Here is a 24,277-nt window from a genome sequence, read left to right as displayed (position 1 = left end):
GCTTTCAGCTTTGATGGCCGCGACGATCAGCGCATCGACCTCATGGCTGGGCAACGACATGCAGGTCGGCCAGACCGGCAAGATCGTTGCGCCCCAGCTATACATCGCCGTCGGTATCTCCGGCGCGATCCAGCACCTGGCCGGCATGAAAGACTCCAAAGTGATCGTGGCGATCAACAAGGACGAAGAAGCGCCGATCTTCCAGGTGGCCGATTATGGATTGGTAGCAGACCTGTTTGAAGCCATTCCAGAACTCACCTCGGTGATCTGAAAGGAGTAAACGCAGTGAGCAACCTAGATATTTCTGCTTGGATCGGTCGAGTCGAAGAAAGCCGCGACCAGATTAGCTACAACTTGGTCAAGCGCATTGCCGCGACACTCGGCGAAGCTGCACCGCAACCTGGTGAAACGCTGCCACCACTGTGGCACTGGGCGTTCTTCCAGGAGCCGGTTACCGAGAACGGACTCGGCCAGGACGGCCATCCGGCGCGCGGTGGTTTCCTGCCGCCGGCGGACAACCGCAACCGCATGTGGGCGGGCAGCCGGCTAACATTCAACCGCCCCTTGCGCGTCGAAGCCCAAGTCGATCGCCTCTCAACGATACTCAAGGTCGAGGAGAAACACGGACGCACGGGCTCGCTACTGTTCGTCACAGTGCGCCATGAGTTTTTCCAGGAGGGTGAGTGCGCATTGGTCGACGAGCAGGATATCGTCTATCGCGAACCCACCCCACCCAAGCTTGGCAGCACCGAACCACTGGCGGCCGGTCAGTGGCGCGAGCCGGTAGTTCCCAGTGCAACTCTGCTGTTTCGTTATTCAGCGGTCACCTTCAATGGCCACCGGATTCACTACGACTGGCCTTACGTCACCGAGACCGAAGGCTATCCGGGCCTGGTGGTGCACGGTCCGCTGATCGCCACCTTGAACCTGCGCGCGTTCCTGCGTGCACACCCTGGGGTGACCCTCAAGCGCTTCAGTTTCCGTGGTGTGCGGCCGCTGATTTCGCCTCAGCTGTTCGAAGTCGGCGGCCGGATGATCGAGCCAGGCAAGGCTGAGGTTTGGGCAGGCAATCAGGACGGCATCGCACAGATTGGAGAAGTCGAGTTCAGCCAGGGGAAAACACCATGAGTACATCGATTGTTCGCTCCGCCCTGTTTGTGCCGGCCACCCGTCCAGAGCGCATCCCCAAAGCCATCGCCACCGGCGCGGACCGAGTCATTGTCGACTTGGAAGATGCCGTGCAGGAAAACCTCAAAGAACAAGCCAGGGATAACCTTGAGCGCTTCTTGAGTGAGCACCCCGAAGCTCAAGTGCTGGTTCGGGTGAATGCCCCGGAGCACTGGGCGCACGCCGCGGATCTGAATCTTTGCCGTCGGCATGCCGGCGTGACCGCCATTCTGCTACCCAAAGCAGAAAGCGCGGCGCAAGTGTCCACCGCGGGTAGCACCGGCAAACCGATCTGGCCGATCATCGAGAGCGCCAAAGGCTTGGCGGCACTCAGCTCGATTGCCGGTGCTAAAGGCGTTGAACGCTTGTCGTTCGGCAGTCTCGATCTGGGCCTGGACCTGAACCTGACCACCGGCAGCCGTGCTGCCGAAGAGATTCTCAGCCACGCCCGCTATGCCGTGTTGCTCTGCACGCGGGTTGCTGGACTGGCCCCAGCGCTGGACGGTGTCTTCCCCTCAATCCAGGACACCACTGGCCTGCACAATACCGTTCAGTTTGCCCGCGACATGGGCTTTGGCGGCGCGTTGTGCATCCATCCGAGCCAAGTGGCAATCATCCATCAGGCGTTAAAACCTAGCCCTGAAGAGTTTCTCTGGGCGCAACGCATTATCGAAGCCGCCAGCTCAGGGGAAGGCGTGTTCGTGCTGGATGGGCAAATGGTCGATGCACCGGTCATTGGTCGCGCGCACTCCATCCTGGCGCGCGCGACTTGACTAAACAGCGGGACTTTTGTTCTGAAGTTGCACATTCATTCACATTCCGCAGGACGGTGTCATGACTAACGTTTCTAGCCTCACCCATGCCATTTCGATCAACCCTGCCAATGGTGAGCAGATTGGCTGCTACCCATTCGAGTCCGAGTCAGCACTGGAGGCTGCCCTTTCACGCGCCACTGCCGGGTTCTCCCTCTGGCGCAGCAAACCCGCAGAAGAACGTTCGCAGTCGTTGATTGCCCTAGCGAAAGCATTACGCGGTAATGCAGAAACGATGGCAAACATGATTACCCTGGAAATGGGTAAGCCCACTACACAGGCGCGCGGTGAAATTGAAAAATGTGCGCAGCTCTGCGAGTGGTACGCCGAACACGGCCCCGCCATGCTGACCGCCGAACCCACCCAGGTCGAGGGTGGTAAGGCGCGCATCGAATATCGCCCACTGGGCCCGATTCTCGCCGTGATGCCGTGGAACTTCCCCATCTGGCAGGTGCTTCGCGGCGCAGTTCCAGCGCTGATCGCTGGCAACACTTACGTCCTCAAGCATGCGCCCAACGTGATGGGCTGCGCCTATCTGCTGCAGGATACTTTCAAACGCGCAGGCTTTGAGGAGGGGGTTTTCGAAGTCATCAATGTCACGCCAGACGGCGTCTCGACCGCAATCGCTGATCCACGCATCGCCGCGGTGACGCTCACCGGCAGTGTTCGCGCCGGCATAGCCATTGGCGCACAGGCCGGTGCAGCCTTGAAGAAGTGTGTATTGGAATTGGGCGGCTCCGATCCGTTCATTGTGCTCAACGATGCCGACCTCGACGAAGCGGTCAAAGCTGCCGTCATCGGCCGCTATCAGAATACCGGGCAAGTCTGCGCGGCCGCCAAACGCCTGATTGTCGAGCAAGGTGTCGTTGAGGAGTTCACCCGCAAGTTCGTTGAAGCAACCCGCGAGTTGGTCGTCGGCGATCCATTGGCCGCAGGCACCTACATCGGCCCCATGGCTCGCTTCGATCTTCGTGATGAGCTGGATCGTCAGGTCCAGGAGACGCTGGAAGAAGGCGCGACATTGTTAATGGGTGGCAAGAAGGCTGAAGGCCCTGGCAACTTTTATGAGCCCACCGTATTCGCTGATGTCACCGACCGGATGACCTCGTTCAAACAGGAGTTGTTTGGGCCGGTCGCCTCGATCATCACCGCGCGCGATGCAGCCCACGCGCTAGAGCTGGCCAATGACAGTGAGTTCGGACTTGCCTCAACCATTTACACTCGCGATGTCGAGCTTGCCCAGAAGCTGGCGGGCGAACTGGAAACCGGCGGTGTGTTCATCAATGGCTATTGCGCAACCGATCCACGTGTCACCTTCGGCGGCGTGAAGAAAAGCGGTTTCGGCCGGGAGCTGTCACATTTCGGAGTCCGTGAGTTCTGCAATGCACAGACGGTGTGGCTGGACCGCCGCTGATTGCATCGACGATCAATGTTTTCCGACTCAGTCAATATCCCAACGACTCTATCTGGCTTACCTCCGAGCCGATGGAGATTCGAGCCGGCACCGACACCTCGCTTACGCGGGTCGTGGCGGTGTTCGGTGCGGCGAAACCGCACTTCGCTTATCTGCTCGCCTACCGCCCGCAGCAATCGCATGAAAGTACCGGTGCATGACAGTGTGGTTATCTGGCTCCACTGCGTTTGCAACAGAGGCGTTTCATTTGACCTGAGGGCGCCATGGCTCTGAGATTAAGTTGGATACAAGCAACTCCGGGCCTTGGTGCTCGGTTTACCTTTGCACCGTGTCGGGGCTGGTGCAGACATCACAGATGTCTAACACCAGCCATGGCAATCACACGAGTGCAATTAGTTCTTCAGCCTGTCGCATAGGGCCCTAGGGCAAAACCGGTGACAGGACTTCGCTTCCGCACTTCAATCAGATGCCCCCCGAAGAACTGCGCGATCTGGCGGCGGAGTTAATGCGACGGATCAAAATGATGGACAAGAAAATCATCCATCAACAATCGATCATATGCCTTGCAGCCCGCTGGCACGGAGGCCTCACGAATCCTCCCTCACACAGGCACGGCTGCAAGTGATCTCTGAAACATCAGGGGCGACGGTGCGCGGCTTCGTACTCAGCCTTCAGCAATCTCTTCATGAGCTTACCAGTAGGCTCCCGCGGTAACTCATTTCGAAAATCAAACTGCTGCGGACACTTAATACCACCCAGCGCGTCACGCACAAATCGACGCAACAGCTCGCTAAATTCAGCGTCGCCCTTTACCCCCACTCGAGGTTGCACCACGGCGACCACCCTCTCCCCCATCTCGTCATCAGGTGCGCCGATGACCGCAACATCTTCCACATCGGGATGAGTGATCAACAGGTTCTCGATCTCCTGCGGGTAGATGTTGACGCCCCCAGAAATGATCATGAAGCTCTTGCGGTCGGTTAGATACAGGTAACCGTCTTCGTCCACCCACCCAATGTCGTTGAGTGTCGCCCAGCCTTTGTCGTTATAGGCTTGGCGGGTTTTTTCCGGGTCATTGTGATATTCGAATCGAGGGCCATCGGCGAAATAGACATCGCCTTGCGTACCCATAGGTACCTCTTCACCGTCTGGCCCTACGATCTTGACCTGGCCGAGAACAGCTCGCCCAACAGAGCCAGGTTTTTTCAGCCACTGAAAGGAATCCAGAGCAGTGATCCCGCAGGTCTCGGTGCCGGAGTAATACTCATGGATGATCGGCCCCCACCAGTCGATCATCGCGTGCTTTACGGGAACCGGGCATGGCGCAGCGGCGTGGACAACGGCTTGCAGCGAGCTGAGGTCGTAACGTCCTCGAATCTCTTCTGCGAGCTTGAGCATGCGCACGAAGTGCGTCGGCACAAACGTCGCGTGAGTGATTCGATGCTGCTCGATGAGAGAAAGGGATTGCTGCGCATCGAATCGTTCCATCACCACGACCGTTCCGCCTAGTCTCTGTACAACCATGGCCCAACGCAAAGGTGCAGCGTGGTAAAGGGGCGATGTCGATAGATACAGGCTGGACGGCCCCATGCCATAGAGGCTTTGCCCCATGCGCATGAGCGGGGTTTCCTGCTCAATCGGCCCTTCCGGCAACTGAGGCTTAACGCCTTTGGGACGCCCGGTCATGCCTGATGAATACAGCATGTCCGAACCGGCACTTGGATCAGAAATCAGAGTGACAGGCAAGCCTTCACAGGCCTGCAAGAGCGGAGTTCTACCACCTGCGTAGCTAAAGAGGTGGAGTCCATCTGCGCTGGCTTGCTGCATGGCTTGCTCAGCAACCTGGGAATACGCCTCGCCTGCGATAAGTGCTTTGGCACCGGAGTTGTCGATTATATAAGTGAGGTCGCCGACCGATGTTTTGCAGGAAACAGCAGTCAGGTACAGACCACAGCGCTGCGTCGCCCATGCAACGACGAATATCTCGAAATCGTTACCCAACAGAACGGCGACTGTATCACCGCGCTGTAGTCCCAAATTTCTGAACAGATGCGCAACCTGGTTCGCCAGTTCATCCAGCTCCCCGTAAGTCATCACCTTGTTGGATGAGGCTAATATACAGGCCGGTTTATCACGGCAGGAAACAGCATGGATCATTGGGTGCATGGCCTATCCTCTTTTTATCTTTATTTGGTAGCGCATACCATATGCAGTCAGTAACCGACCCAATTGGGTTGGCGCTTCTCGGCGAAAGCCTTGGGGCCTTCCACCGCATCCTGAGAACTCAGCATTTTTTTCACCTGCGGATATTCCCACTGCTCAACGAGTGCCTGTGCCAAGGGAACATCCAGCCCTCGCATGACGGCCTCTTTAGTGGCGCGGACGGATAACGGGCTGCACGCAAGCAACTCATCAGCCCATTTGCGGGCCAGCGCCAGCACATCCCCGTCGGTGACCTCATTGACAAAGCCCAGCTCATAACCTTGAGAAGCACTCACGCGACGTCCTGTAAGCACCATGCCCATGCTGCGCTTCAAACCGATCAAGCCAGGAAGGCGCTGCATGCCGCCGGCCAATGCCGCCAAGCCGACCCTGGCTTCTGGCAGGGCGAAGATGGCGCTGGAGGAGGCAACAATGATGTCGCAGGCCAACGCCAACTCAAACCCGCCCCCCATGGCGACACCGTTTACCGCCGCAATCACAGGTTTGTTCAAATCAAAACGGGATGTCAGGCCACCAAAGCCTTTGCTCGGCGTTCCCAGGTTGGCGTCAGCGGCTTGTTGTTTCAGGTCATGCCCTGCGCAAAACGCCTTCGAACCACTGCCCGTCAATATCGCGACCCACTGCTCGTCATCGCTGGCGAAATCGTCGAACGCGTGCTGGAGCTCTTCGTGAGCATCGAAATTCAGAGCATTGTGAGTATCCGGACGCTGCAGCGTCACCCACGTCAATCGGCCCTCTCGCTCCACACGTATGAATTGATAATCCATTATTTATCCTCTTGAGCGTATGTGAGCATGGATTTCAACCGATGGCTGATGACGTCTTCTGCCTCACTGATCATGCGCTCGAGCAACTCGGCGCAGCTTGGCACATCCCTGATCAAGCCCTGGATCTGTCCAGCCCATATAAGCCCCGCGTCAAGATTGCCGGTCTCCAGTGCTTCACGGCCTTTGGCTCCGGAAACGTAGCCGCGAATATCGTCAAAGGTAGCCGATGACTCTTGCGACAAGCTGACGACCTTCTCGGAAACACTATTGCGTGCCACCCGGCCGGTGTTGTGAAACTTGCGAAAGATCAGGTTCGTCGAGCGCTCGTCGTTCGCTACAAGAAACTGCTTGATGGCGTCATGGATGGGCGCCTCCAACGTCGCGCAAAAGCGCGTGCCCATGTTGACCCCCTCAGCGCCCAACGCCATGGCAGCGGCGAGACCCCGACCATCGCCGATTCCGCCGCTGGCAATAATCGGAATGCTGACCTTGTCGGCAGTTGCAGGAATCAGAACAAGACCGGGGATATCATCTTCACCAGGGTGTCCGGCGCACTCAAATCCATCAATAGAGATGATATCCACGCCCATTCGCTGGGCGGAGATGGCATGCCTTACCGCAGTGCATTTGTGGATGACAATCATGCCATGCGCCTTGAACGCCTCAACGTGTTCCTGCGGCTTGTTCCCTGCTGTTTCCACGATACGCACGCCCGATTCGATGATCGCTTGCCGATATTCAGCGTAGGGCGGTGGATTCACTGACGGCAGAATGGTCAGATTCACAGCAAAGGGTTTGTCAGTCATGCGTCGGCAACGCTCGATCTCTCGTCGCAAGTCTTCCGGCGTGGGCTGGGTAAGTGCGGTCAAGGTTCCGAGTCCGCCAGCGTTTGAAACTGCGCTCGCCAACTCAGCACGCCCTACCCACATCATTCCACCCTGAATGATCGGATGACGGATACCCAGAAGCTCTGTAACTCGGTTTCGAAAGGCCATCAGAGCACCTCCAGAATGGTCACGTTGCTTACGCCGCCACCTTCACACATTGTCTGCAAGCCGTATCGCTTGTCTCGCGCCTTGAGCGCGTAGATCAAGGTGGTCATCAGCTTCGTGCCGGAGGAACCGAGTGGATGACCAAGGGCAATGGCCCCGCCGTTCACGTTGAGTCGATCCGGGTCGGCCTCCAACGCATCCAGCCAGGCAAGCGGAACCGGAGCGAACGCTTCGTTCACCTCATAAAGATCAATGTCGGCAATGCTCATCCCCGCCCGCTTGAGCGCCTTGCGCGTGGCGTAGATAGGTTCTTCCAGCATGATGACCGGGTCGCCAGCGGTAACCGTCATGTCGACCAGACGAGCAATGGGTGTGAGCCCGTACTGCTTGAGCGCTCGCTCGCTCACCACCAGGACACCTGAGGCCCCGTCGCATACCTGGCTTGCGTTAGCGGCAGTGACAACGCCCCCCTCAATCAGCGGCTTCACTAAGCCGATCCCCTCCAGGGATGCGTCGAATCGAATTCCCTCATCCAGCGAATGCATCCCGCCGTCAACACTGAGTGCCACGATCTCATCGGCAAACGCTCCGCTGTTCACGGCTTGCGCAGCCCTCTGGTGACTCTGTAGAGCAAAGCGGTCAAGCGTCAGGCGATCGTATCCATACTTTTGAGCGAGCATTTCTGCCCCCTCAAACTGGCTGAAAGTTTTGACGTTGAAACGGTTCTGAATGCGCTCACTGAACGGACCGACGCCGATCCCCGCCTTTTCATGAAACGACTGGTTGGAAAACATGGGGACCCGACTCATGCTCTCCGCACCGCCAGCGATCACAACATCTTGAACCCCGGACATCACCGCCTGGGCCGCAAACTGAACAGCCTGCTGTGAGCTGCCACATTGACGGTCGATAGTCACCGCTGGCACAGTTTGCGGAAGCTTTGATGCCAAGACCACATTGCGCGCGAAAGCGAATGCTTGTTCGCCGGCCTGGGTGACACATCCGAAAATGACATCGTCCACCACTGCCGGGTCAATGCCCGAGCGATCAATCAGCGCGTCAAGCACCTGCGCCCCCAGATCAGCGGGGTGCCAGCCAGCCAATTTGCCATTACGACGACCGCCAGCGGTACGTACAGCGGCAACGATATAAGCATCAGCCATGTCGAAACTCCTGCTTGGAAGGGTGAGAGCGCTTATCCACAAACGCGGTAACTTTTTCGAGTACATGGGGCTCAGCGGCCAACTCAGCGATATGGCGCGCCTCTTGCTCCAGGTGCGCCTCCAGGGAGTTGCCATAGCTTTGCAGGAGAAGACTGCGGACACGCCCCAGTGCGGGCGTGGTCATCGCGGCCAGGGTTCGAGCGATAGCATACCCTTCGCCCTCAAGCTGGCCGTCCTCTACAACGCGGGTGATCAGCCCCATGTCTTGAGCCTGCTGGGCGCTGGCCTTTTTATTCAGCAGGAGCATTTCCTGCGCACGACGCAGCCCCACTAGCCGCGGTAACTGCCAGCTCAAGCCCCCATCGGGGCTTAAGCCAATTGCGCCGTAGGCCGGGGTGAAATGAGCAGAGCGCTGCGCCAATACAATGTCGCCGATCAACGAAAGACTCATCCCCGCGCCTGCCGCAGGGCCATTAACAAGCACGACGAGCGGCTTGTTCATGCGCATCAGGCGAGAAACGGCCAGATGCAAAGTGCCGGCGAGCCCGCTTAGAAAGCCAGAAATCTCCCCGCCCGCCGATACAAATGCCCCGAGATCTCCACCGGCACAAAACAACGTGCCTTTGCCAGTGAGCACGACGCAACGAATGCTTGAGTCGTGGTCGCAAGAAATCGCCGCTTTCAAAAGCGATTGAGCTAAGGGCAAGTCAATGGCATTACCGTGCTCAGGTCTGTCCAGGGTGATGGTGGCGATGCCATCCTGAATAGAGAACTTCAATCCACTGTTCATTTACACTTCTCCATGGCACGGCGAGCGAGTTCGGCCAGCAGCGGGAAGCTTTGCGCACGCTCATGAGCGTGCGCCGAAGCAGCAGTGCCTTTGATGACTCTGCCTCTGATTCCATGAAAGATTGCAGCCATTCGAAAAAGGTTGAACGCTATGTAGAATTCCCAGGAAGGGATCCTATTGCGCCCCGTCCGCTCGCAGTACGCAGCGACATAATCCTCCTGCGACGGAATGTTCATAGTCTTCAAATCTGCACCCGCCAGGCCGGCTACGATATGCGGTGGCATTTGATACATCATTGCGTGATTGGCAAAATCTGCGAGAGGGTGGCCCAAGGTCGACAACTCCCAATCCAGCACCGCAATAACCCTCGGCTCAACGGGATGGAAAATCATGTTGTCGCAGCGAAAGTCACCGTGAACGATCGCCGATTCATCGCCAGGCGGAATATGAGCAGGCAACCACTGGATTAGCGCATCCATGTTTGGATCACGCCCCGCCGTCTCATCCTCCAGATATTGTCGCGACCATCGACTGATCTGGCGCTCGAAGTAATTCCCGGACCGGCCGTAATCCCCAAGTCCAACCTGCGCTGGATCTATCTTGTGAAGCGTCGCGAGCGTTTCGTTCATGGCGTCGAAATAGCGCGGGCGCTCCTGGCAACTCACCTGGGGAAAGGTGGCGTCCCAGAAAATTCTGCCTTCGACGCGCTCCATCACATAGAACGATGTGCCAATCACCGATTCGTCCGTGCAGGCGCCGAAGATCCGCGGCACGCTGAAACCGACCTGACCCAGCGCATGCTGGACCTGCGCCTCGCGCTCCACTGAATGAGCGCCCTTCAGAAGCAAGCCCGAGGGTTTGCGCCTGAGGACATAACTAGCAGTGGCTGTTTGAAGTTGATAGGTGGGAATGGACTGCCCGCCTTTGAATTGCAAAACTGACAGGGAGCCTGCAAACCCTTCCACGTTTGACTGCATCCACTTAGCCAGGGCTTTCTCATCGAACCCCATGTCGGTGCGGATTGCGCCGGCACCAGCATTGGATTGCTGTTCAAGAGCATTCATGCCTGCGCCCTCGCCCAGCCACGCTTGATGTTTTTGGCAAGCGACCACTTGTGCACTTCGGTTGGGCCGTCATAGATCCTAAAAGCGCGAATCTCCCGGTACACTTGCTCAACAATGGTGTCCTCGGTCAAGCCGCTCCCTCCCATGACCTGCACACATCGGTCAGCCACCCGCATCAACGTTTCGCTGACGGCAACCTTCGCCATGGAGCTCTCGGTGCCCCCTGGAGCTCCACTGTCCAGCACCCCAGCGCACCACTGGATCATGAGTTCCACCTGTTTGAGATCAATCAGGTTGTCTGCGAGGCTGAAACCGGTACCTTCGTGATCTATGAGCAGCTTGCCAAAGGCCATGCGCCGGTTGGCGTAATCGGTGGCAATTTCGTTGGCCCGCAGGCATGCGCCGTACCAGCGCATACAGTGTGAGAGCCGGGCAGGCGCCAACCTGACTTGGGCGTAACTGAACCCTTCGCCGGCATTGCCGAGCATTTGCTCTGCGGGCACTCTCAGGTTGTCGAGCCTTACGATTGCGTGCCCTCCGGGCATGGAGCTGTCAATCGTGCGAGGGATTCGCTCGATCTGAATAGCCGGATCCGGAAGCGACACCAGGAACATGCACGCGCCCTCTTGCGCCTTGGCCATGACAATGCCGATGTGCGCGCCATCAGCGCCGGTGATGAAAGCCTTGCGACCGTTGATCACCCAACTGTTCCCGTCGCGGTGACAGGTAGTGCGCATCATCGAAGGGTCCGAACCTGCTCCGCCCTCCTCGGCAGGCTCCGTCATAAAAAAGGCAGACCGCGCTGTGCCGGCCACTAGCGGCGCGAGAAATCGATCCTTCAGCAAATCGCTTCCCACCTTGCCTAGCAGAAACATGTTGCCTTCATCGGGAGCACACGTATTGCAAGCCAGGGGGCCAAGCGGAGACAGACCAGTGCGTGCCAGTACCAAAGCGGTACCGCGCTGGCTCAAATGCTTACCGTCGGGAAGAATGTGTGGCGTGAGGACGCCAGCCGAGCGAGCTTTCTCGCGCAGCTCCACCACAAGCGCGTCGGTAGGACAGTCGTGATGATCTCGGCGCTTATCCTTTTCATACGGGACGACAACGTCTCGTACGAATCGCTCTACACGATCAGCAATTTCCGCGGCTAATTCGAGGTCGTCATGATTCATCGGGCTGCCATCCTGATAGCGCCGTCCAAGCGAATGACTTCGCCGTTGAGCATGGGGTTTTCGATTATTGATTTCACCAGATGCGCAAACTCATCCGGCTGGCCGAGACGGCTGGGGAACGGTACCTGCTGGCCGAGGGACTGCTGGGCTTCTTCCGGTAGCGAAGCCAAGAGAGGCGTCAGGAAGATCCCCGGGGCAATGGTCATCACTCGAATACCATAACGGGCGAACTCTCGCGCCAAGGGCAACGTCATGCCCACAATTCCCGCTTTTGAAGCCGCGTAAGCAGGTTGCCCGATCTGCCCATCAAATGCTGCGACGCTCGCGGTGTTGATGATGACGCCCCGCTCTTCAGCCTCCTGCTCCGCAGCATGTAAACGCGCCGCGAATTTAGACAGAACGTTGAAACTGCCATTGAGGTTGATGTTGATGATTCGTGCGAAATCTTTCAGCGGCAGCGCGTTACCATCCCGACTGATTGCTTTGGCAGGAGGTCCGATCCCCGCACAGTTGACCAGAATTCGAGCTTTCCCGTGGACACCTTCCGCAGTTTCCAGCGCATGTTCGATAGCGGCCTCATCAGTGACATCAGCTTTGATAAACAGCCCACCGATTGCATTTGCGTGGGCCTCCCCCAACGCCTGGTTCAGATCGATAATCGTGACCTTGGCACCGGCGGCAGCCAAACACGCAGCCACCGCTCCCCCCAAACCTGAGGCACCGCCGGTAATGACCGCTGCTGATTCTTGGATCTTCATCTAGCACATCCTCTTGCTTATTCTTGTAACGGATCGGCTTAGGAAGGACTCAGGACAGGTCGGCAAAACGCCAAACAAAACCTATCGGTAGACCACCTACTCACGAGTAGGCTAGAATTCATCTTAGGAACCTGTCAAGGGTAAACATGAACAATCGACTGCAGACCACCTTCGTCTTCGCCACGTTGGGTTGTTCGGAGATAACGTAAGATGCAGGGCCTGAGACCGCACTCAGCAAACAGGGCAGGACAATAAACGTGACCGATATTTCGCCATTCCAAACCCCGAGTCAGAAGCAAAACGAGCGGGAAGCCAAGCGCAAGGCGGTGCTGCGAGCAGCCGTGCGAATATTCAACGAGAGAGGGTTTCACGCCACGTTACTTGAGGATGTTGCTGTCAGCCTGGGTATATCCAAACCTACGATCTATCACTACCTGGGTAACAAAGAGCAGGTGCTGCTGCAGTGCGTTCTCCATGGCCTGGAACAACTGATGGAGGCCGCCGAGTCCGCTCAACAGGCACCCGGTCGGGGCATCGACAGACTGCGCAATTACCTGCGGCGATATGCCGAGATCAACATGGATGATTTTGGGCGTTGCGTCATACGAACAGGTGACGAAACACTCTCTGAGGAAGGACGCAGCAAATTCCGTGCATTGAAAGGAGAAATCGACTTGGCAATGCGCGCGCTGATCGAGCAAGCCATCGCAGACGGATCAATTGCACCTTGTGACTCGAAGCTGCTGGCCTTCACATTGGCGGGAGCACTTAACTGGCCAGCGCGGTGGTTTTCACCGCAAGGCACGCAATCCAAGGAAGAAGTGGCAGAACAGATGGTTGACCTGTTGACGGCTGGGTTTGCGCCACGTTGAATTCTGCGACGAACTCAAGCGTCAAGCGAGACAGCGCGAGGAGTGAACGCACCATGCTGACCGTGATCAGTAAGTCGGACCCAAGATTTACGGGGCCCACACCTGTTTCAGTGCAAGTGCCGCGCAAGCACCTGCTCCCGGTCATTTCTACTGCAGGTGGAACCTTAACGCTGTTGAGCGCCCCTGCAGGGTTTGGCAAATCAACGGTCATGGCTCAGGCGTTTCACCAGTTCGACAACGCTGGCATAGCGACCGCCTGGCTGAATGCCACCGCGACTGATAACGACCTGCCACGCTTCCTTAGCTGTCTGGACAAGATCGTCAATCACCTGGGAATCGCCCGCGCTGGTCAGGATGCAATCACGTCACTGGCGATGAGCAGAAATCCGTTCGCCCTGTTCATCGACGACCTGGAGAACATTCAGGAGAGGTCTGTCCTGGCGCTGCTCCAAGAAATTGCCCAGCACCTCCCCCATCGTGCCTACCTGATCATAGGGACGCGATGCATGCCGGCATTGAGCCTGGCCCGCCTGCGGGTGAGTGGTAGGCTTACGGAAATCGACTCTTCGCAACTGCGTTTTGAACTCAGTGAAAGCAGGGAGCTTTTCGCTTCCCAGTTGCTTGCTGGAAGATTGACCGATGCGGAGCTCCAGCATTTGCATGACAAGACCGAAGGTTGGATCGCAGCGCTCTGGTTAGCCTCCATTGCTTTGAAGCGTGCCCACTCAGACATTGGTTTTGTGGCTCAGTTCTCGGGATCGACGGGGACTGTAGCCGATTATTTAGCCGAGGTAGTGCTGGCAGACCAACCCGCCAGCGTGCGGTGCTTCTTGTTGCGCATCAGCATTCTGAGACAATTCAACGTATCGCTTTGCGAGGCGCTTAATCCCCTTGTCGATACACACAGAATGATCGAACACCTGCTTGCGCAAGGGCTGCTGATACCCATTGAGGCGAGAAAAGGAACCTGGCGTTTTCACGGATTGTTTGCCGAGTACCTTCGCAACCAGTTGCACGGTGAATATCCCAGTGAATTGCCGACGCTGCACCTCGCAGCCTCACGCTGGTACGAAGCCAATGCGCAATATGTCTTGGCCATCGACCACGCAGTACAATGCTCGGAGTTAAAGCAAGCATTCATGTTGCTTGAAAAGCATGGCGAATCACTGCTGGAACAGGGCCGTATGCGCCTGCTCAGTCGTTGGTTTGCAGCGCTTCCTGCGCAGCTCATTGCAGCCCATCCGGTACTTTACATGATGTCTATCTGGGCATCGGCGTTGACCGAAGGCGCGCACCCAGCCTTGAAGAAGCTGGAGCGAATAGATTGGCGGGACAGCCTGGATGGGCGCGTACGAAATCATGGCGCAGCCTTGTTCCCGACACTATTGGGCATGCAGGACCGATGTGAGGAAGCCCTCACCGCCGGGATGCGCGCACTCGAAAGCATGGACACTGGGCATAATTTCGCCAGCGCGACGCTTCTCAATGCCATTGCTCACCAGAGTCTGATCATCGGCCATGCCCGTGATGCACAGCGAATGATTGATGCCGCGAGACGTCTGCATGGCGGAGAAAGTATCTTCAACCGGATGTACTCGGAAACTACAGAAGGCTTGATCGACCTCCTGCATGGGCGGCTGCGTCACGCAACTGCGCGCTTTCGGCTGGCAGTCGATGCGACCCATACCAATGACAATAAGCACAGCCATGGCAACGCCTGGGCGGGCGTGCTGTTCACCGCAACGATCTATGAATCCAATGATCTCCAGCAGACCAGCCACCTGATCAATGTCTACCTACCCCTGGCGCGCGAAGTCGGCATACCTGATCACCTCATTCTCATCTACCTATTGAAGTGCAGACTGGCTTTTATCGAAAGTGATATCGATACAGCCCTGCAAGCAGTGACGGAGCTCGAATATCTCGGTCACAGCCGCTTCCTGCCCCGTGTAGTGGCCGCTGCTCAACTTGAGCGGGCGAAGATCCTCCTGATGCAGGGTAACGCGGTTGCCTCCCATGACGAGTTGCTCAGAGCAGATGATCCAGCACTATGGGCTCGGGAATGCCGGCAGCGGTTGCTCGCTCACGACATTCATTATCTTCGACTAGCCAGGTTGAGATGGGAGATCCATTTTGGCGATATTGGGGCTGCGCTGAAACAGCTGGATACCGATCTCAGTGAAGCACGTCGCTCAGCGCGCCTCCATCGCGCCCTGGTTTTACAGTTGCTCAAGGCACTGGCATTGCAGCGAAGCGACAACATCCTGGCCGCGCATAAAGAACTGGAGGATGCCCTGGGGTACGCAGCACGAGAGGGTTACATCCGCACGGTTCTGGATGAGGGCCCCGCGTTGGGCTACGCAGTGCTTCAGTTCAAGCACGTGTATGAGTGTCGGGAAAAACGCGATCCGCTTCTGCTGGATTACCTTCGCGGGATCCTGCTCGCCTTCGGTCCGCTGAACCGGGAAGACACTCGGAGCGCACCGCACGCCTCCCCCCTGGCAGCCCCTCTGACTCGCAAGGAAATCGAGGTGTTGAAGTTGTTGACGGAAGGCTGTTCGAACCTCGACCTGGCCGACAGGCTTCACGTCTCGAACAGTACCGTGCGCACCCACCTTCGAAACATCAATGCCAAGCTCGACACCAATAGCCGTACCCAAGCCTTGGCTGCCGCACGCAGACTTGGGTTCCTACCCTGAATCCCTGATCAAAATCGTCTTTTAAGACGATTTTCCTCTCATCCCTACCTCTTAGACTGGGTCCAGACGCTCACTGTTTGCTGTCTGCTAAAGCAGTAGCGACAAGGGCGCCACTCAGAGCACTGATTCGTCGCGAGACCATGTCGAAATCAGCCATTGCTGCTGGAAATATCCAAACAAAAATAATTAAAGGGATGACGCAATGAACGAACAGAGTACGCCCCTCCAATATGTTGAGAGCAAGGTACATGCTGGGCGATGGTACGCCGTAGGCTGCCTCATCATTTTTTATGCCATTTCCATGGTAGACCGGTTCATTCTTTCGGCCGTCGCACAGCCGGTCACCCAAAGCCTTGGCCTGTCAAACACACAAATGGGCCTGTTGCTGGGTGCCGGCTTCGCGGTCCTGTACGCAGTGGCAGGGATTCCAGTTGCCTACCTGATCGACAAGGGCAATCGTACGCGAGTCATACTTGCGGGCGTGCTGCTGTGGTCTTTGATGACTGCCGCTTCGGCATTTACAGCCGACTTTACAACATTGATTATCTGCCGCGCAGGTGTCGCCATTGGCGAAGCAGTCCTCACGCCCGCTGCCATGTCGTTGATCGGGGACATGTTCCAGCGCAAAGAGAGGGCACTTCCCACCAGCTTCTATATGGCGACCGGCAACGTCATGGCGACCGGTGCTTTTCTAATCGGGGGAGCCGTTTATCAATACGCAGGTGCACAGCAGCTCTTCCCCTCGATGGAGCCTTGGCGCTTCACATTGTTTGCCGTCAGTTTGCCTGGCTTCCTGATGGTGCTGATTTTCGCGCTGACGGTTCGTGAGCCGGCTCGCGTGGAATCGCAACCGATCCAGCAGAAAGCCAGCGGTGTTGATGCGCTGCTTCCCTTTTTGACTAACAACAAGTCGATGTTCATTCCATTCTTTATCAGTACGGGCCTGATCTCATCCCTGACGCTGGGCGTGATTTCCTGGGCTCCAACGCTGCTGATTCGCCTGCACGAACTCACCGCATCCCATGCCAGTTTTGTATTTGGCTCAGTCGGCCTGCCGGCTTCCGTACTAGGCACATTGTCACTACCGTGGCTGGCAAACAAACTTCAGAAAGCAGGCCGGCCAGATGGCATCCTACTGATGCTACTGGTGTGTGTCGTTATCCCGATACCCGCCATCATCATTGGCCTGGTGGCCGGAAAATACTGGCTCCTTGTTGCGGCCTTTGCGGTCTGCATGATGTTTCTTCCAAGTATCTCCGTGCTCACTTGCCTGGCCATGCAGATGATCAGCCCGTCACGACTCAGAGCTCGCACCGTCGCCGTAAACCTCTTGGTGATTAATCTCTTCGGCTACACCGTGGGCCCCTTTCTCAGCGGCGTTTTGGCGGACCGAGTGTTTACCGGCCCATCCGCTATCGCCATGGCGCTTGCAACGATGGCGGCGTTCATCGGGCCGTGTGCAGTCATTGGTTTTTTTATCGCCCGTCGAGACTTTGGGCGCCTGATGAGTTCGCAAAAAGACTGAGCCTCTGCTCTACCTAGGCCACCTTATCCGGCCATCACTCCAAACAATAAAAAAAATGGAGTATTCATATGAACACCCGCCAAACAGCGTTGCTGATGTTGTCTTTCCCACTTTCGATAGTGGCAGAAGCAAACAGCACTTTCTTCAGCGACAGCAGCGCGTCGGTACTGTTGCATAACTATTACTTCGATCGCGATTTTAAAGACCCTGCGAATCCGGCACTTAAACGAGAACTTCGTGAGTGGGCGCAAGGCGTGACGCTGGATTTCAAATCGGGGTACACCGAGGGGCCGCTTGGCTTCGGAGTAGATCTCCACAGTATGACCGGTATAAAACTGGACTCATCACCAGATCGCTCAGGCACCCAACTTCTCCCGCTGGACTCCAAGGGCCGTGCAGAAGATGACTACAGCAGCTTTGGCGGCGTAGTAAAGATGCGCTATAAGCAGTCGAAAATAAATGCGGGGCGGATGGTGCTCAACTTGCCGATTGCTTATTCAAGTCCGGGTCGTCTCCTGCCGCAAACCTTTCAGGGTGTAACGTTTCAATCAGAGGACATCCAAGATGTCGTACTGATGACTGGCTACCTTGATCGCATTAAATTTCGCGATTCCAGCAACTATGAAAACATTCGTGTGACACCACAGAATGGTCGTTTCATTGATGCCGACTCGAGTGGTTTCACCTACGTCGGTGCCAAATACAAAGCGACCCCTAACTTCAATGCCAGTTATTACCATGCCACGCTTAATGACATCTACCGACAGGATTACCTTTGGCTCGTGCACGACTTGCCTGTTGGCCCGGGCAAACTGAAGACGGATTTTCGCTGGGTAAAATCCGGCGAAGATGGTGCGGCCAACGGCGGTAAAGTTGATAACGACAATTTCGGCGTGGTTTTTCGATACACCCTCGGTGGCAATACTTTCAGCACGGGATACATGGCGCTCTTCGGCGACACAGCTCAACCGTACATGGGCCGTAGCGAGCCTTCTCCCACGGTCGAGGGCGCCATTTCGACCGACTTCCTGAACGCCAAAGAACGCACATGGCAAGTACGCTGGGACTACGATTTCGCGGCTCAGGGAATCCCCGGGCTCACCGCCATGCTATGGCACATGCGGGGCAATAACATTGAGTTGCCGCAACGAATGGGGGGTAGTGATCTTTACGAGCGTGAAAGCCAGGCTCAAGTGGCTTACGTCATCCAGTCCGGAGCTCTAAAAGGACTGGGTTTCAAAGTCCGTCAAGCCTGGTACAGAAACGACTTCACCCAAGCTGCGACTTTCCGTGACAACAACGACCTACGGGTAAATATCTTGTACTCCTGGAAACTCTGGTGAGCACAGTCCGCCTGAGTAACCGCATCAGTTCGCAGTTTAACGGAGCCTTTATGCAACGCCTCGGATTCGAAACTGAACACGAAATCTTCCGCGACAGCTACAGAGCCTTTCTTCAGAAGGAGGTCCAGCCCCATAAGCAGGAATGGCGAGAAGCAGGCATTGTCCCCAGAGAAATGTTCCAAACAATGGGAGGGATGGGCTATCTGCTGGTCTGGGCGGATGAGGAGCACGGTGGGCTTGGACTATGGGACTTCCGCTATCAGCAAATCATGATCGAAGAAGATAATCGCTTTGGCGAAGTCGGCTTTTACCACACCCTGCATAGCCGACTGGTTGGGCCCTACATTCAGCATTTTGGTACCCCCAGCCAGCAGGCTCGCTACCTGCCCAAATGCGTTGCTGGTGAAACAATTCTTGCGATCGCCATGACTGAACCTGACGCAGGCAGTGATCTGGCAGGAATAAAGACACGAGCAGAAAAGCGCCAGGATCACTGGGTGCTGAACGGTGCAAAGACCTACATCTCCAATGGAATCAACGCTGACGTGATACTTGTGGCAGCCAAGACTAATCCAGACAACCCCCGACAGATAGGACTCTTCCTGCTGGAGCGTGGAATGCCTGGGTTCGAGCGCGGCCATGCGTTGGCGAAGATGGGGCTGCATGCCCAGGACACATCCGAGCTCTTCTTCAATGACGTGCGGATTCCAGAGGAGAACGTGCTGGGTGATGTGTCCCGGGGCCTGCATTACCTCAAGACATCTCTCGTCGAGGAACGGCTTATCTCCGCGGTAGGCTCGCTGGCCAACGCGCAGTGTGGCTTCGATCTGACACGCGACTATGTACTTGAGCGCAAGGCATTCGGCAAGAAGATCTCGGACTTTCAAAATACGCGCTTCATCCTGGCGGAGTTGGCGGCGCAGCTGGAGGTCGCCCAAGTGTATGTTGATCACAGTGTTGCGCAGCACAACGCTGGTGAACTCAGCGTTCAATCGGCAGCAAAGGCCAAGCTGGTAACCAGCGAACTTGAGTTCCGGGTAATGGACGCGGGGGTGCAACTGCACGGTGGCGCCGGGTACATGAAAGAGTACGAAATCTGCCAGCGTTTCCTCGACGCACGTGTGTCGCGGATTTTTGCCGGAAGTTCGGAAATCATGAAAGAGATCATCGCTCGCGCGGTGTTGGACTAAGCGCTTGTCAGATTACGGAGGCAGTATGGGCCCGTTGCAAGGAATAAAAGTAGTCGAAATGTCCGGGATTGGCCCTGCGCCATTCTGCGCCATGGTACTGGCTGATTATGGTGCGGAGGTCGTGCGCCTTGTACGACCTGGCACCACGGTCGACACTCGGGATGTTTTGAGCCGAAGCCGCCCGACAGTAGAAGTTGATATCAGCACTGAGAAAGGCCAGGCGTCCGTGCTTCAACTGGTTGAGCAAGCGGATATCTTGATCGAGGGGTTCCGACCGGGTGTCATGGAGAAAAACCGACTTGGCCCGGCAGACTGTATGGCCGTGAACCCGCGCCTGATTTATGGCCGTATGACGGGTTGGGGCCAATTCGGTCCCCTCGCCCATGCGGCAGGGCACGACATCAACTACATTGCAATCACCGGAGCCCTGAATAGCATTGGCCGGCGAGATGAGACACCTCCGCCGCCTATCAACTTTGTGGGCGATTTCGGTGGGGGGGGCATGTTGCTCCTCGTCGGTGTTCTTGCTGCACTGGCGGAGGTGAGTAAATCCGGTCTCGGGCAAGTCATCGATGCGGCAATGAGCGATGGCACTTCCCTGCTTGCAACCTTCATCCACGGGTTGAAAGCGCTGGGACATTGGAGCAGCGAACGGGGCAGTAACCTGCTGGATGGTGCAGCACCGTTCTATGACACCTACCGTTGTGCAGATGGCCGTTTCGTGGCGCTGGGGGCTATCGAACCCAAGTTCTACCAGGAGCTGCGTATGCGCTGCGGGTTTGAAGGAAGTTTGTTCGATGAACAGATGGACCCACGCTGCTGGGCGGCGCAGAAACAAGCTATCAGCGGCATCATTGCAACGCGCACTCGAGACGAGTGGTGTGCCCTTCTGGAGGGTACCGATGCCTGCTTCGCTCCGGTACTGGACTGGGATGAAGCACCGATGCATGAACACAACCTCGCGCGTGAAACGTTCGTGACAGTGGAGGGTGTGATTCACCCATCACCTGCCCCCAGGTTCTCCCGCACGTCACCGGGCGTCCCCCAACCGGCGCACACAATGTCCCTGCAGGAGGTGATGCATCGCTGGGAAGGTTCTGCGAAGGGGATCGAACGACGGTCCTGAGCGTTGTTCGGGGGCGCCTTCCGGCCCCCCTTCTCGCTTAAGCATCACCTCTGTTCAGGGGTTAGTCTTTTGCAATCTTGATGACTGTCTTGCCGAGTCCTCTGCCAGTCAAGGCGTACTCGAGCGCGGAGATGAACTCGTCAAACTCAAATTGCTTGCCAATCGGAGGAGAGAGTAGTCCTTGCGACACCCAACCCAGCAGTTCCTGAAGATGCCGCTCGCCCTTTTCCGCTTCGTAGAGCAAGAATTGACGAACATCGACGCCCACCAGTGACGCACCTTTAAGCAGTGGCAAGTTGGCACGTAGCGAAGGTATAGGCCCGCCGGCGAAGCCTACAACCAAATGGCGCCCGCCCCACGTCAGCGAGCGGAATGCCTGCTCGAACAGAGGACCGCAGACAGGATCGAAAACCACGTTAGGCCCTTTTTGGCCACACAGTTCCTTAACCTGCTCACGAAAATTATCTGCAGCAGAATCAATCACATGATCCGCGCCCATCTGCTGCGCAAATTCTCGTTTTTCAGCCGTGGAGGCGACGGCTATGACCTTGGCACCGAGGCATTTGCCCACCTGAATAGCCGCCGAGCCGACACCTCCAGCTGCACCGATAACCAGCAATGTTTCACCAGCTTGCAAATGTGCGCGGTCTTTTAGAGCGTGCAACACAGTTACGTAATTGATTCTAAAACCTGCAGCCTGAGCGAAGCTCATGCTGGCTGGGATCTTTGTCACGATTCTGACTGAAGCTACCGTAAGCTCTGCAAAACCGCCGTGGATTTGTGCGATTACTCGGTCACCGATTGCTAACGCATCAACCCCGTCGCCTACAGCTTCTACGAACCCGCTTATCTCTTGGCCGGGAACGTGTGGCACGGGAGGTTTCAATTGGTATCGTCCAAGCGATTCCAAAGCATCCACATAGCCAATCCCACACGCAACGATACGAATCAAGACCTCACCAACACCTGGCGTAGGGTCGATGACTTCAACCATTTTATAATTGGAAATTGATTCGAGGCTGTTTGTCTCTACCCTTTTCATGAACATCTCCGATTGACTAATTAGTCGAGTGCCGCGTCTCCGTCGACCCAGTTACACGAAGCCTTTAAACTGAGTAAATTCCGATAGCGGCTCGCGCTCTGTGCGCAGCGTGTTTATGGGGTGCTCGTTATCCGCATAACCTAGAGCAATACCACAGAAAACCATCAGTTCTTCTGGCAGCTCCAAATGCCGCTCCACTGTTTTGTGAACGAGCGTCCAGCAAGCTTGGGCACAGGTCCCCAGTCCACGTTCATGAGCTAGCAACATCAATGTCTGGAGAAACATCCCCAGATCAGCCCACTGCCCATGACCCATACTGCGATCGACGGCCAAAACCATGCCGACGGGAGCATCGAAAAATGAGAAGTTACGTGCGAATTGTTTTGCTCGTCCCGGGCGGTCGTCTCGAGAAACATTAAGTGTGGCGTACAGATCTTCGCCACATTTCGCCCTTCTGGCCTGATATTGGGCTTTCAAATTTTCTGGGTAAATCGGATAGCCCATACCCTCCCCTTTGGGGCTTTGGGCAAGTGTTTGATCCACTTCCTCCTTCAACTGAGATAGGTCGTCTCCGGAAAGCACAATGAGACTCCATGGCTGGAGATTGCCGCTAGATGGGGAAAACCGTGCAATATCAATAATTTCGCGTATCAAACCTTCCTCCACCGGGCGCTTCAGGAAGGCTCTGGTGGAATGTCGGTTTTGAATTGCATGCGTAACAGCTGACATAACGCCTCGCCATATGGTCAGGGACATAACCCATCGTATCCTTGCGTTTTGCGGATGAGAATAGTAAAAAAACGATTTCACTTATGCATAAAGTCGATGAAAACTATTTCCCTATCCGAAGTTGAAGCATTTCTTGCGGTTGCCAGTTGCCACAGCTTCGGCAAGGCTGCACGTGAGTTAGGCATCGCACAGTCAACGGTGAGCCGCCGCATCACCAACTTGGAGTCGCGCCTGGCACAGCAACTGGTCCTTAGAACAACCCGAAGGGTAGCTCTGACCGACGCTGGACTTAGCTATGCGTCTGACCTGCGCGACGTAGTCGCACGGCTTGAATCAGCAGATGCTCGCCTGCAGAGCGGATCGATCGATGCTGAAGGTGTATTGAGGGTTACCATGCCAACCTCATTCGGCCGCACCTTTGTACTGCCTCGTATTGCACGGTTGGCTGCTCGATATCCACGCTTGCGTTTTGAAGTCGACCTGTCAGACCGCTATGCGGATTTGATGGATGGCGAATATGACGTCGCGATTCGCCTCGCCTCGCCCTCCCAGTCTGGAGTCAGATACGAGAAAATACATACATTCAGTTTGGCTTTATGTGCGGCGCCTTCTTATTTAGAAGAAAATGGCCTGCTCAATGATATTTCTGACATTCCAGCGCATTTTTGCCTGGCTCAGCGTGTCTATGCCCCCGTTATTAGTTTTCCAGTTTCATGGCAAGGGAGGAAAACAAACTTGCAAATCAATCCTCGCATTAGCGTTAGCGACTCAACTTCTCTACGGACACTCACCTTAGCTGGAAGCGGCTTAGCGGTATTACCTTTGTATTTAGTGAAGCAAGAACTGGAAGAGGGCCGACTGATCGAGGCGTTACCAGGCCTTGAGTTTGCTGAGTACGATGTATTCGCCGCCTACTTAAGACATCGCGGAGATTCAGCCAAGGTGAAAGTTTTCCTGGAAGAGCTCAGGATTTCCTAAAGTTTTTTAATCGTCACCACTGGCTGGTTGAGTGCCGCACTCTATGTGGCAGCGGTGGTGACCATGCTGGCGATATCCTGGGCCTCGGGCAAAACCGGTCAGCGCAAACTGTTCGTCTGGCTACTGCCGGCGCTGGGCGCCCTGGCGTTGCTTGGTTCTTACCTACTGGGTTCGACGCACTTCTGGCTGTCATTCAGCCTGCTGACTATCCCGGCGGCGATGTATGCGCCTTATGGTCCGTTCTACGCACTGCTCCCCGAACTGCTCCGACCAACGTATTCGGCGGCGCGATCGGACTGATTAATGCGTGTGGTGCATTGGAAGCGTTTCTGGGCTCGTAGATCGTCGGTTAGTCGGTTATCTGATCGGTCTGACCGGCAATCCGGGGGGCGGCGTACATCTTCATGACGGGCGGGAATGCTGGCGGTGGCTGTCATCATGGGCCGGTGCT

At 56.3% G+C, this 24,277-nt stretch carries 23 protein-coding genes; 13 read left to right on the top strand and 10 right to left on the bottom strand.

The genetic code is table 11. The features are described 5' to 3' along the window. The 5 genes from ACQKPC_RS12875 to ACQKPC_RS12855 form a co-directional block, all read left to right on the top strand. On the top strand, positions 1 to 271 hold a 271-nt coding region (locus ACQKPC_RS12875), incomplete at its 5' end, for an electron transfer flavoprotein subunit alpha/FixB family protein (protein ID WP_427624934.1). Positions 272 to 285: 14 nt separating this feature from the next. Further along, positions 286 to 1,128 carry an FAS1-like dehydratase domain-containing protein gene (locus ACQKPC_RS12870; RefSeq protein ID WP_427624933.1) on the top strand — a complete coding sequence of 281 codons (843 nt, stop codon included), beginning with the start codon at positions 286 to 288 and terminating at the stop codon, positions 1,126 to 1,128. After that, positions 1,125 to 1,940, top strand: coding sequence for an HpcH/HpaI aldolase/citrate lyase family protein (locus ACQKPC_RS12865; protein ID WP_427624931.1), 816 nt, complete (start codon positions 1,125 to 1,127; stop codon positions 1,938 to 1,940). The genes ACQKPC_RS12870 and ACQKPC_RS12865 overlap by 4 nt, the downstream gene beginning before the upstream one ends. Positions 1,941 to 2,001: 61 nt before the next feature. Beyond that, positions 2,002 to 3,393: an aldehyde dehydrogenase family protein gene (locus ACQKPC_RS12860; RefSeq protein ID WP_427624930.1), complete on the top strand. Its 1,392-nt coding sequence runs from the start codon at positions 2,002 to 2,004 to the stop codon at positions 3,391 to 3,393. 71 nt (positions 3,394 to 3,464) lie between these two features. Continuing rightward, on the top strand, positions 3,465 to 3,593 hold the full coding sequence (locus ACQKPC_RS12855) for an IS66 family insertion sequence element accessory protein TnpB (RefSeq protein WP_427624929.1): 129 nt from the start codon (positions 3,465 to 3,467) through the stop codon (positions 3,591 to 3,593). A 436-nt stretch (positions 3,594 to 4,029) separates the two neighbouring features. Here the strand turns inward: ACQKPC_RS12855 and ACQKPC_RS12850 are convergent, their stop codons facing one another. The 8 genes from ACQKPC_RS12850 to ACQKPC_RS12815 are packed head-to-tail and all read right to left on the bottom strand — an operon-like array spanning position 4,030 to position 12,322. Continuing rightward, a complete protein-coding gene (locus tag ACQKPC_RS12850) occupies positions 4,030 to 5,559 on the bottom strand; it encodes an acyl-CoA synthetase (protein ID WP_427624928.1) in 1,530 nt (509 codons plus the stop codon). 47 nt (positions 5,560 to 5,606) lie between these two features. Next, positions 5,607 to 6,383, bottom strand: a complete 777-nt coding sequence (locus tag ACQKPC_RS12845; RefSeq protein ID WP_427624927.1) for an enoyl-CoA hydratase-related protein — start codon at positions 6,381 to 6,383, stop codon at positions 5,607 to 5,609. Then, the gene (locus ACQKPC_RS12840) at positions 6,383 to 7,378 is read right to left on the bottom strand and encodes an NAD(P)H-dependent flavin oxidoreductase (RefSeq protein ID WP_427624926.1); all 996 of its coding nucleotides are present in this window, start codon (positions 7,376 to 7,378) and stop codon (positions 6,383 to 6,385) included. Before ACQKPC_RS12840 ends, ACQKPC_RS12845 begins: the two co-directional genes overlap by 1 nt. Next, on the bottom strand, positions 7,378 to 8,538 hold the full coding sequence (locus ACQKPC_RS12835) for an acetyl-CoA C-acetyltransferase (protein WP_427624925.1): 1,161 nt from the start codon (positions 8,536 to 8,538) through the stop codon (positions 7,378 to 7,380). The genes ACQKPC_RS12840 and ACQKPC_RS12835 overlap by 1 nt, the downstream gene beginning before the upstream one ends. Beyond that, entirely contained in the window at positions 8,531 to 9,328 is a 798-nt protein-coding gene (locus ACQKPC_RS12830) for an enoyl-CoA hydratase/isomerase family protein (RefSeq protein WP_427624923.1), read from the bottom strand. The genes ACQKPC_RS12835 and ACQKPC_RS12830 overlap by 8 nt, the downstream gene beginning before the upstream one ends. Next, a complete protein-coding gene (locus ACQKPC_RS12825) occupies positions 9,325 to 10,392 on the bottom strand; it encodes a phosphotransferase (RefSeq protein ID WP_427624922.1) in 1,068 nt (355 codons plus the stop codon). Before ACQKPC_RS12825 ends, ACQKPC_RS12830 begins: the two co-directional genes overlap by 4 nt. Continuing rightward, on the bottom strand, positions 10,389 to 11,564 hold the full coding sequence (locus ACQKPC_RS12820) for an acyl-CoA dehydrogenase family protein (protein WP_427624921.1): 1,176 nt from the start codon (positions 11,562 to 11,564) through the stop codon (positions 10,389 to 10,391). The genes ACQKPC_RS12825 and ACQKPC_RS12820 overlap by 4 nt, the downstream gene beginning before the upstream one ends. Then, a complete protein-coding gene (locus ACQKPC_RS12815) occupies positions 11,561 to 12,322 on the bottom strand; it encodes an SDR family NAD(P)-dependent oxidoreductase (RefSeq protein ID WP_427624920.1) in 762 nt (253 codons plus the stop codon). Before ACQKPC_RS12815 ends, ACQKPC_RS12820 begins: the two co-directional genes overlap by 4 nt. A 257-nt stretch (positions 12,323 to 12,579) precedes the next feature. On the opposite strand from ACQKPC_RS12815, the gene ACQKPC_RS12810 reads away from it, so the two are divergent. The 6 genes from ACQKPC_RS12810 to ACQKPC_RS12785 all read left to right on the top strand — a co-directional run bounded on the left by ACQKPC_RS12810 (position 12,580) and on the right by ACQKPC_RS12785 (position 21,077). Next, complete coding sequence (locus ACQKPC_RS12810; RefSeq protein WP_427624918.1) at positions 12,580 to 13,194, top strand: TetR/AcrR family transcriptional regulator; 615 nt, start codon at positions 12,580 to 12,582, stop codon at positions 13,192 to 13,194. A gap of 53 nt (positions 13,195 to 13,247) precedes the next feature. Beyond that, positions 13,248 to 15,893: a LuxR C-terminal-related transcriptional regulator gene (locus tag ACQKPC_RS12805; RefSeq protein WP_427624917.1), complete on the top strand. Its 2,646-nt coding sequence runs from the start codon at positions 13,248 to 13,250 to the stop codon at positions 15,891 to 15,893. 202 nt (positions 15,894 to 16,095) lie between these two features. Next, complete coding sequence (locus ACQKPC_RS12800) at positions 16,096 to 17,418, top strand: MFS transporter (protein ID WP_427624916.1); 1,323 nt, start codon at positions 16,096 to 16,098, stop codon at positions 17,416 to 17,418. A 68-nt stretch (positions 17,419 to 17,486) separates the two neighbouring features. Next, positions 17,487 to 18,761: an OprD family porin gene (locus ACQKPC_RS12795; protein ID WP_427624915.1), complete on the top strand. Its 1,275-nt coding sequence runs from the start codon at positions 17,487 to 17,489 to the stop codon at positions 18,759 to 18,761. A 50-nt stretch (positions 18,762 to 18,811) separates the two neighbouring features. Further along, positions 18,812 to 19,951, top strand: coding sequence for an acyl-CoA dehydrogenase family protein (locus tag ACQKPC_RS12790; protein ID WP_427624914.1), 1,140 nt, complete (start codon positions 18,812 to 18,814; stop codon positions 19,949 to 19,951). Between the two features lie 25 nt (positions 19,952 to 19,976). Continuing rightward, entirely contained in the window at positions 19,977 to 21,077 is a 1,101-nt protein-coding gene (locus tag ACQKPC_RS12785) for a CaiB/BaiF CoA transferase family protein (protein WP_427624912.1), read from the top strand. 61 nt (positions 21,078 to 21,138) lie between these two features. Here ACQKPC_RS12785 and ACQKPC_RS12780 read toward each other — a convergent pair whose 3' ends face one another. Beyond that, positions 21,139 to 22,119 (bottom strand): NADPH:quinone oxidoreductase family protein, encoded by a 981-nt coding sequence (locus ACQKPC_RS12780; RefSeq protein ID WP_427624911.1) that lies wholly within the window; start codon positions 22,117 to 22,119, stop codon positions 21,139 to 21,141. Between the two features lie 51 nt (positions 22,120 to 22,170). Continuing rightward, entirely contained in the window at positions 22,171 to 22,875 is a 705-nt protein-coding gene (locus ACQKPC_RS12775) for a nitroreductase (RefSeq protein WP_427624910.1), read from the bottom strand. 69 nt (positions 22,876 to 22,944) lie between these two features. Between ACQKPC_RS12775 and ACQKPC_RS12770 the strand changes: the two genes are divergently transcribed. Together ACQKPC_RS12770 and ACQKPC_RS12765 are read left to right on the top strand one after the other, a co-directional pair. Next, the gene (locus ACQKPC_RS12770) at positions 22,945 to 23,826 is read left to right on the top strand and encodes a LysR family transcriptional regulator (RefSeq protein ID WP_427624908.1); all 882 of its coding nucleotides are present in this window, start codon (positions 22,945 to 22,947) and stop codon (positions 23,824 to 23,826) included. Positions 23,827 to 23,889: 63 nt separating this feature from the next. Continuing rightward, on the top strand, positions 23,890 to 24,126 hold the full coding sequence (locus ACQKPC_RS12765) for a hypothetical protein (RefSeq protein ID WP_427624907.1): 237 nt from the start codon (positions 23,890 to 23,892) through the stop codon (positions 24,124 to 24,126). Positions 24,127 to 24,277: the final 151 nt, after the last annotated feature.

The organism is Pseudomonas sp. NPDC089918 (assembly GCF_050280605.1).
In the GTDB taxonomy this organism is placed as follows: domain Bacteria; phylum Pseudomonadota; class Gammaproteobacteria; order Pseudomonadales; family Pseudomonadaceae; genus Aquipseudomonas.
Note: the sequence above shows the minus strand (reverse complement) of the source record. Positions and strands in the feature narration are given on the sequence as shown.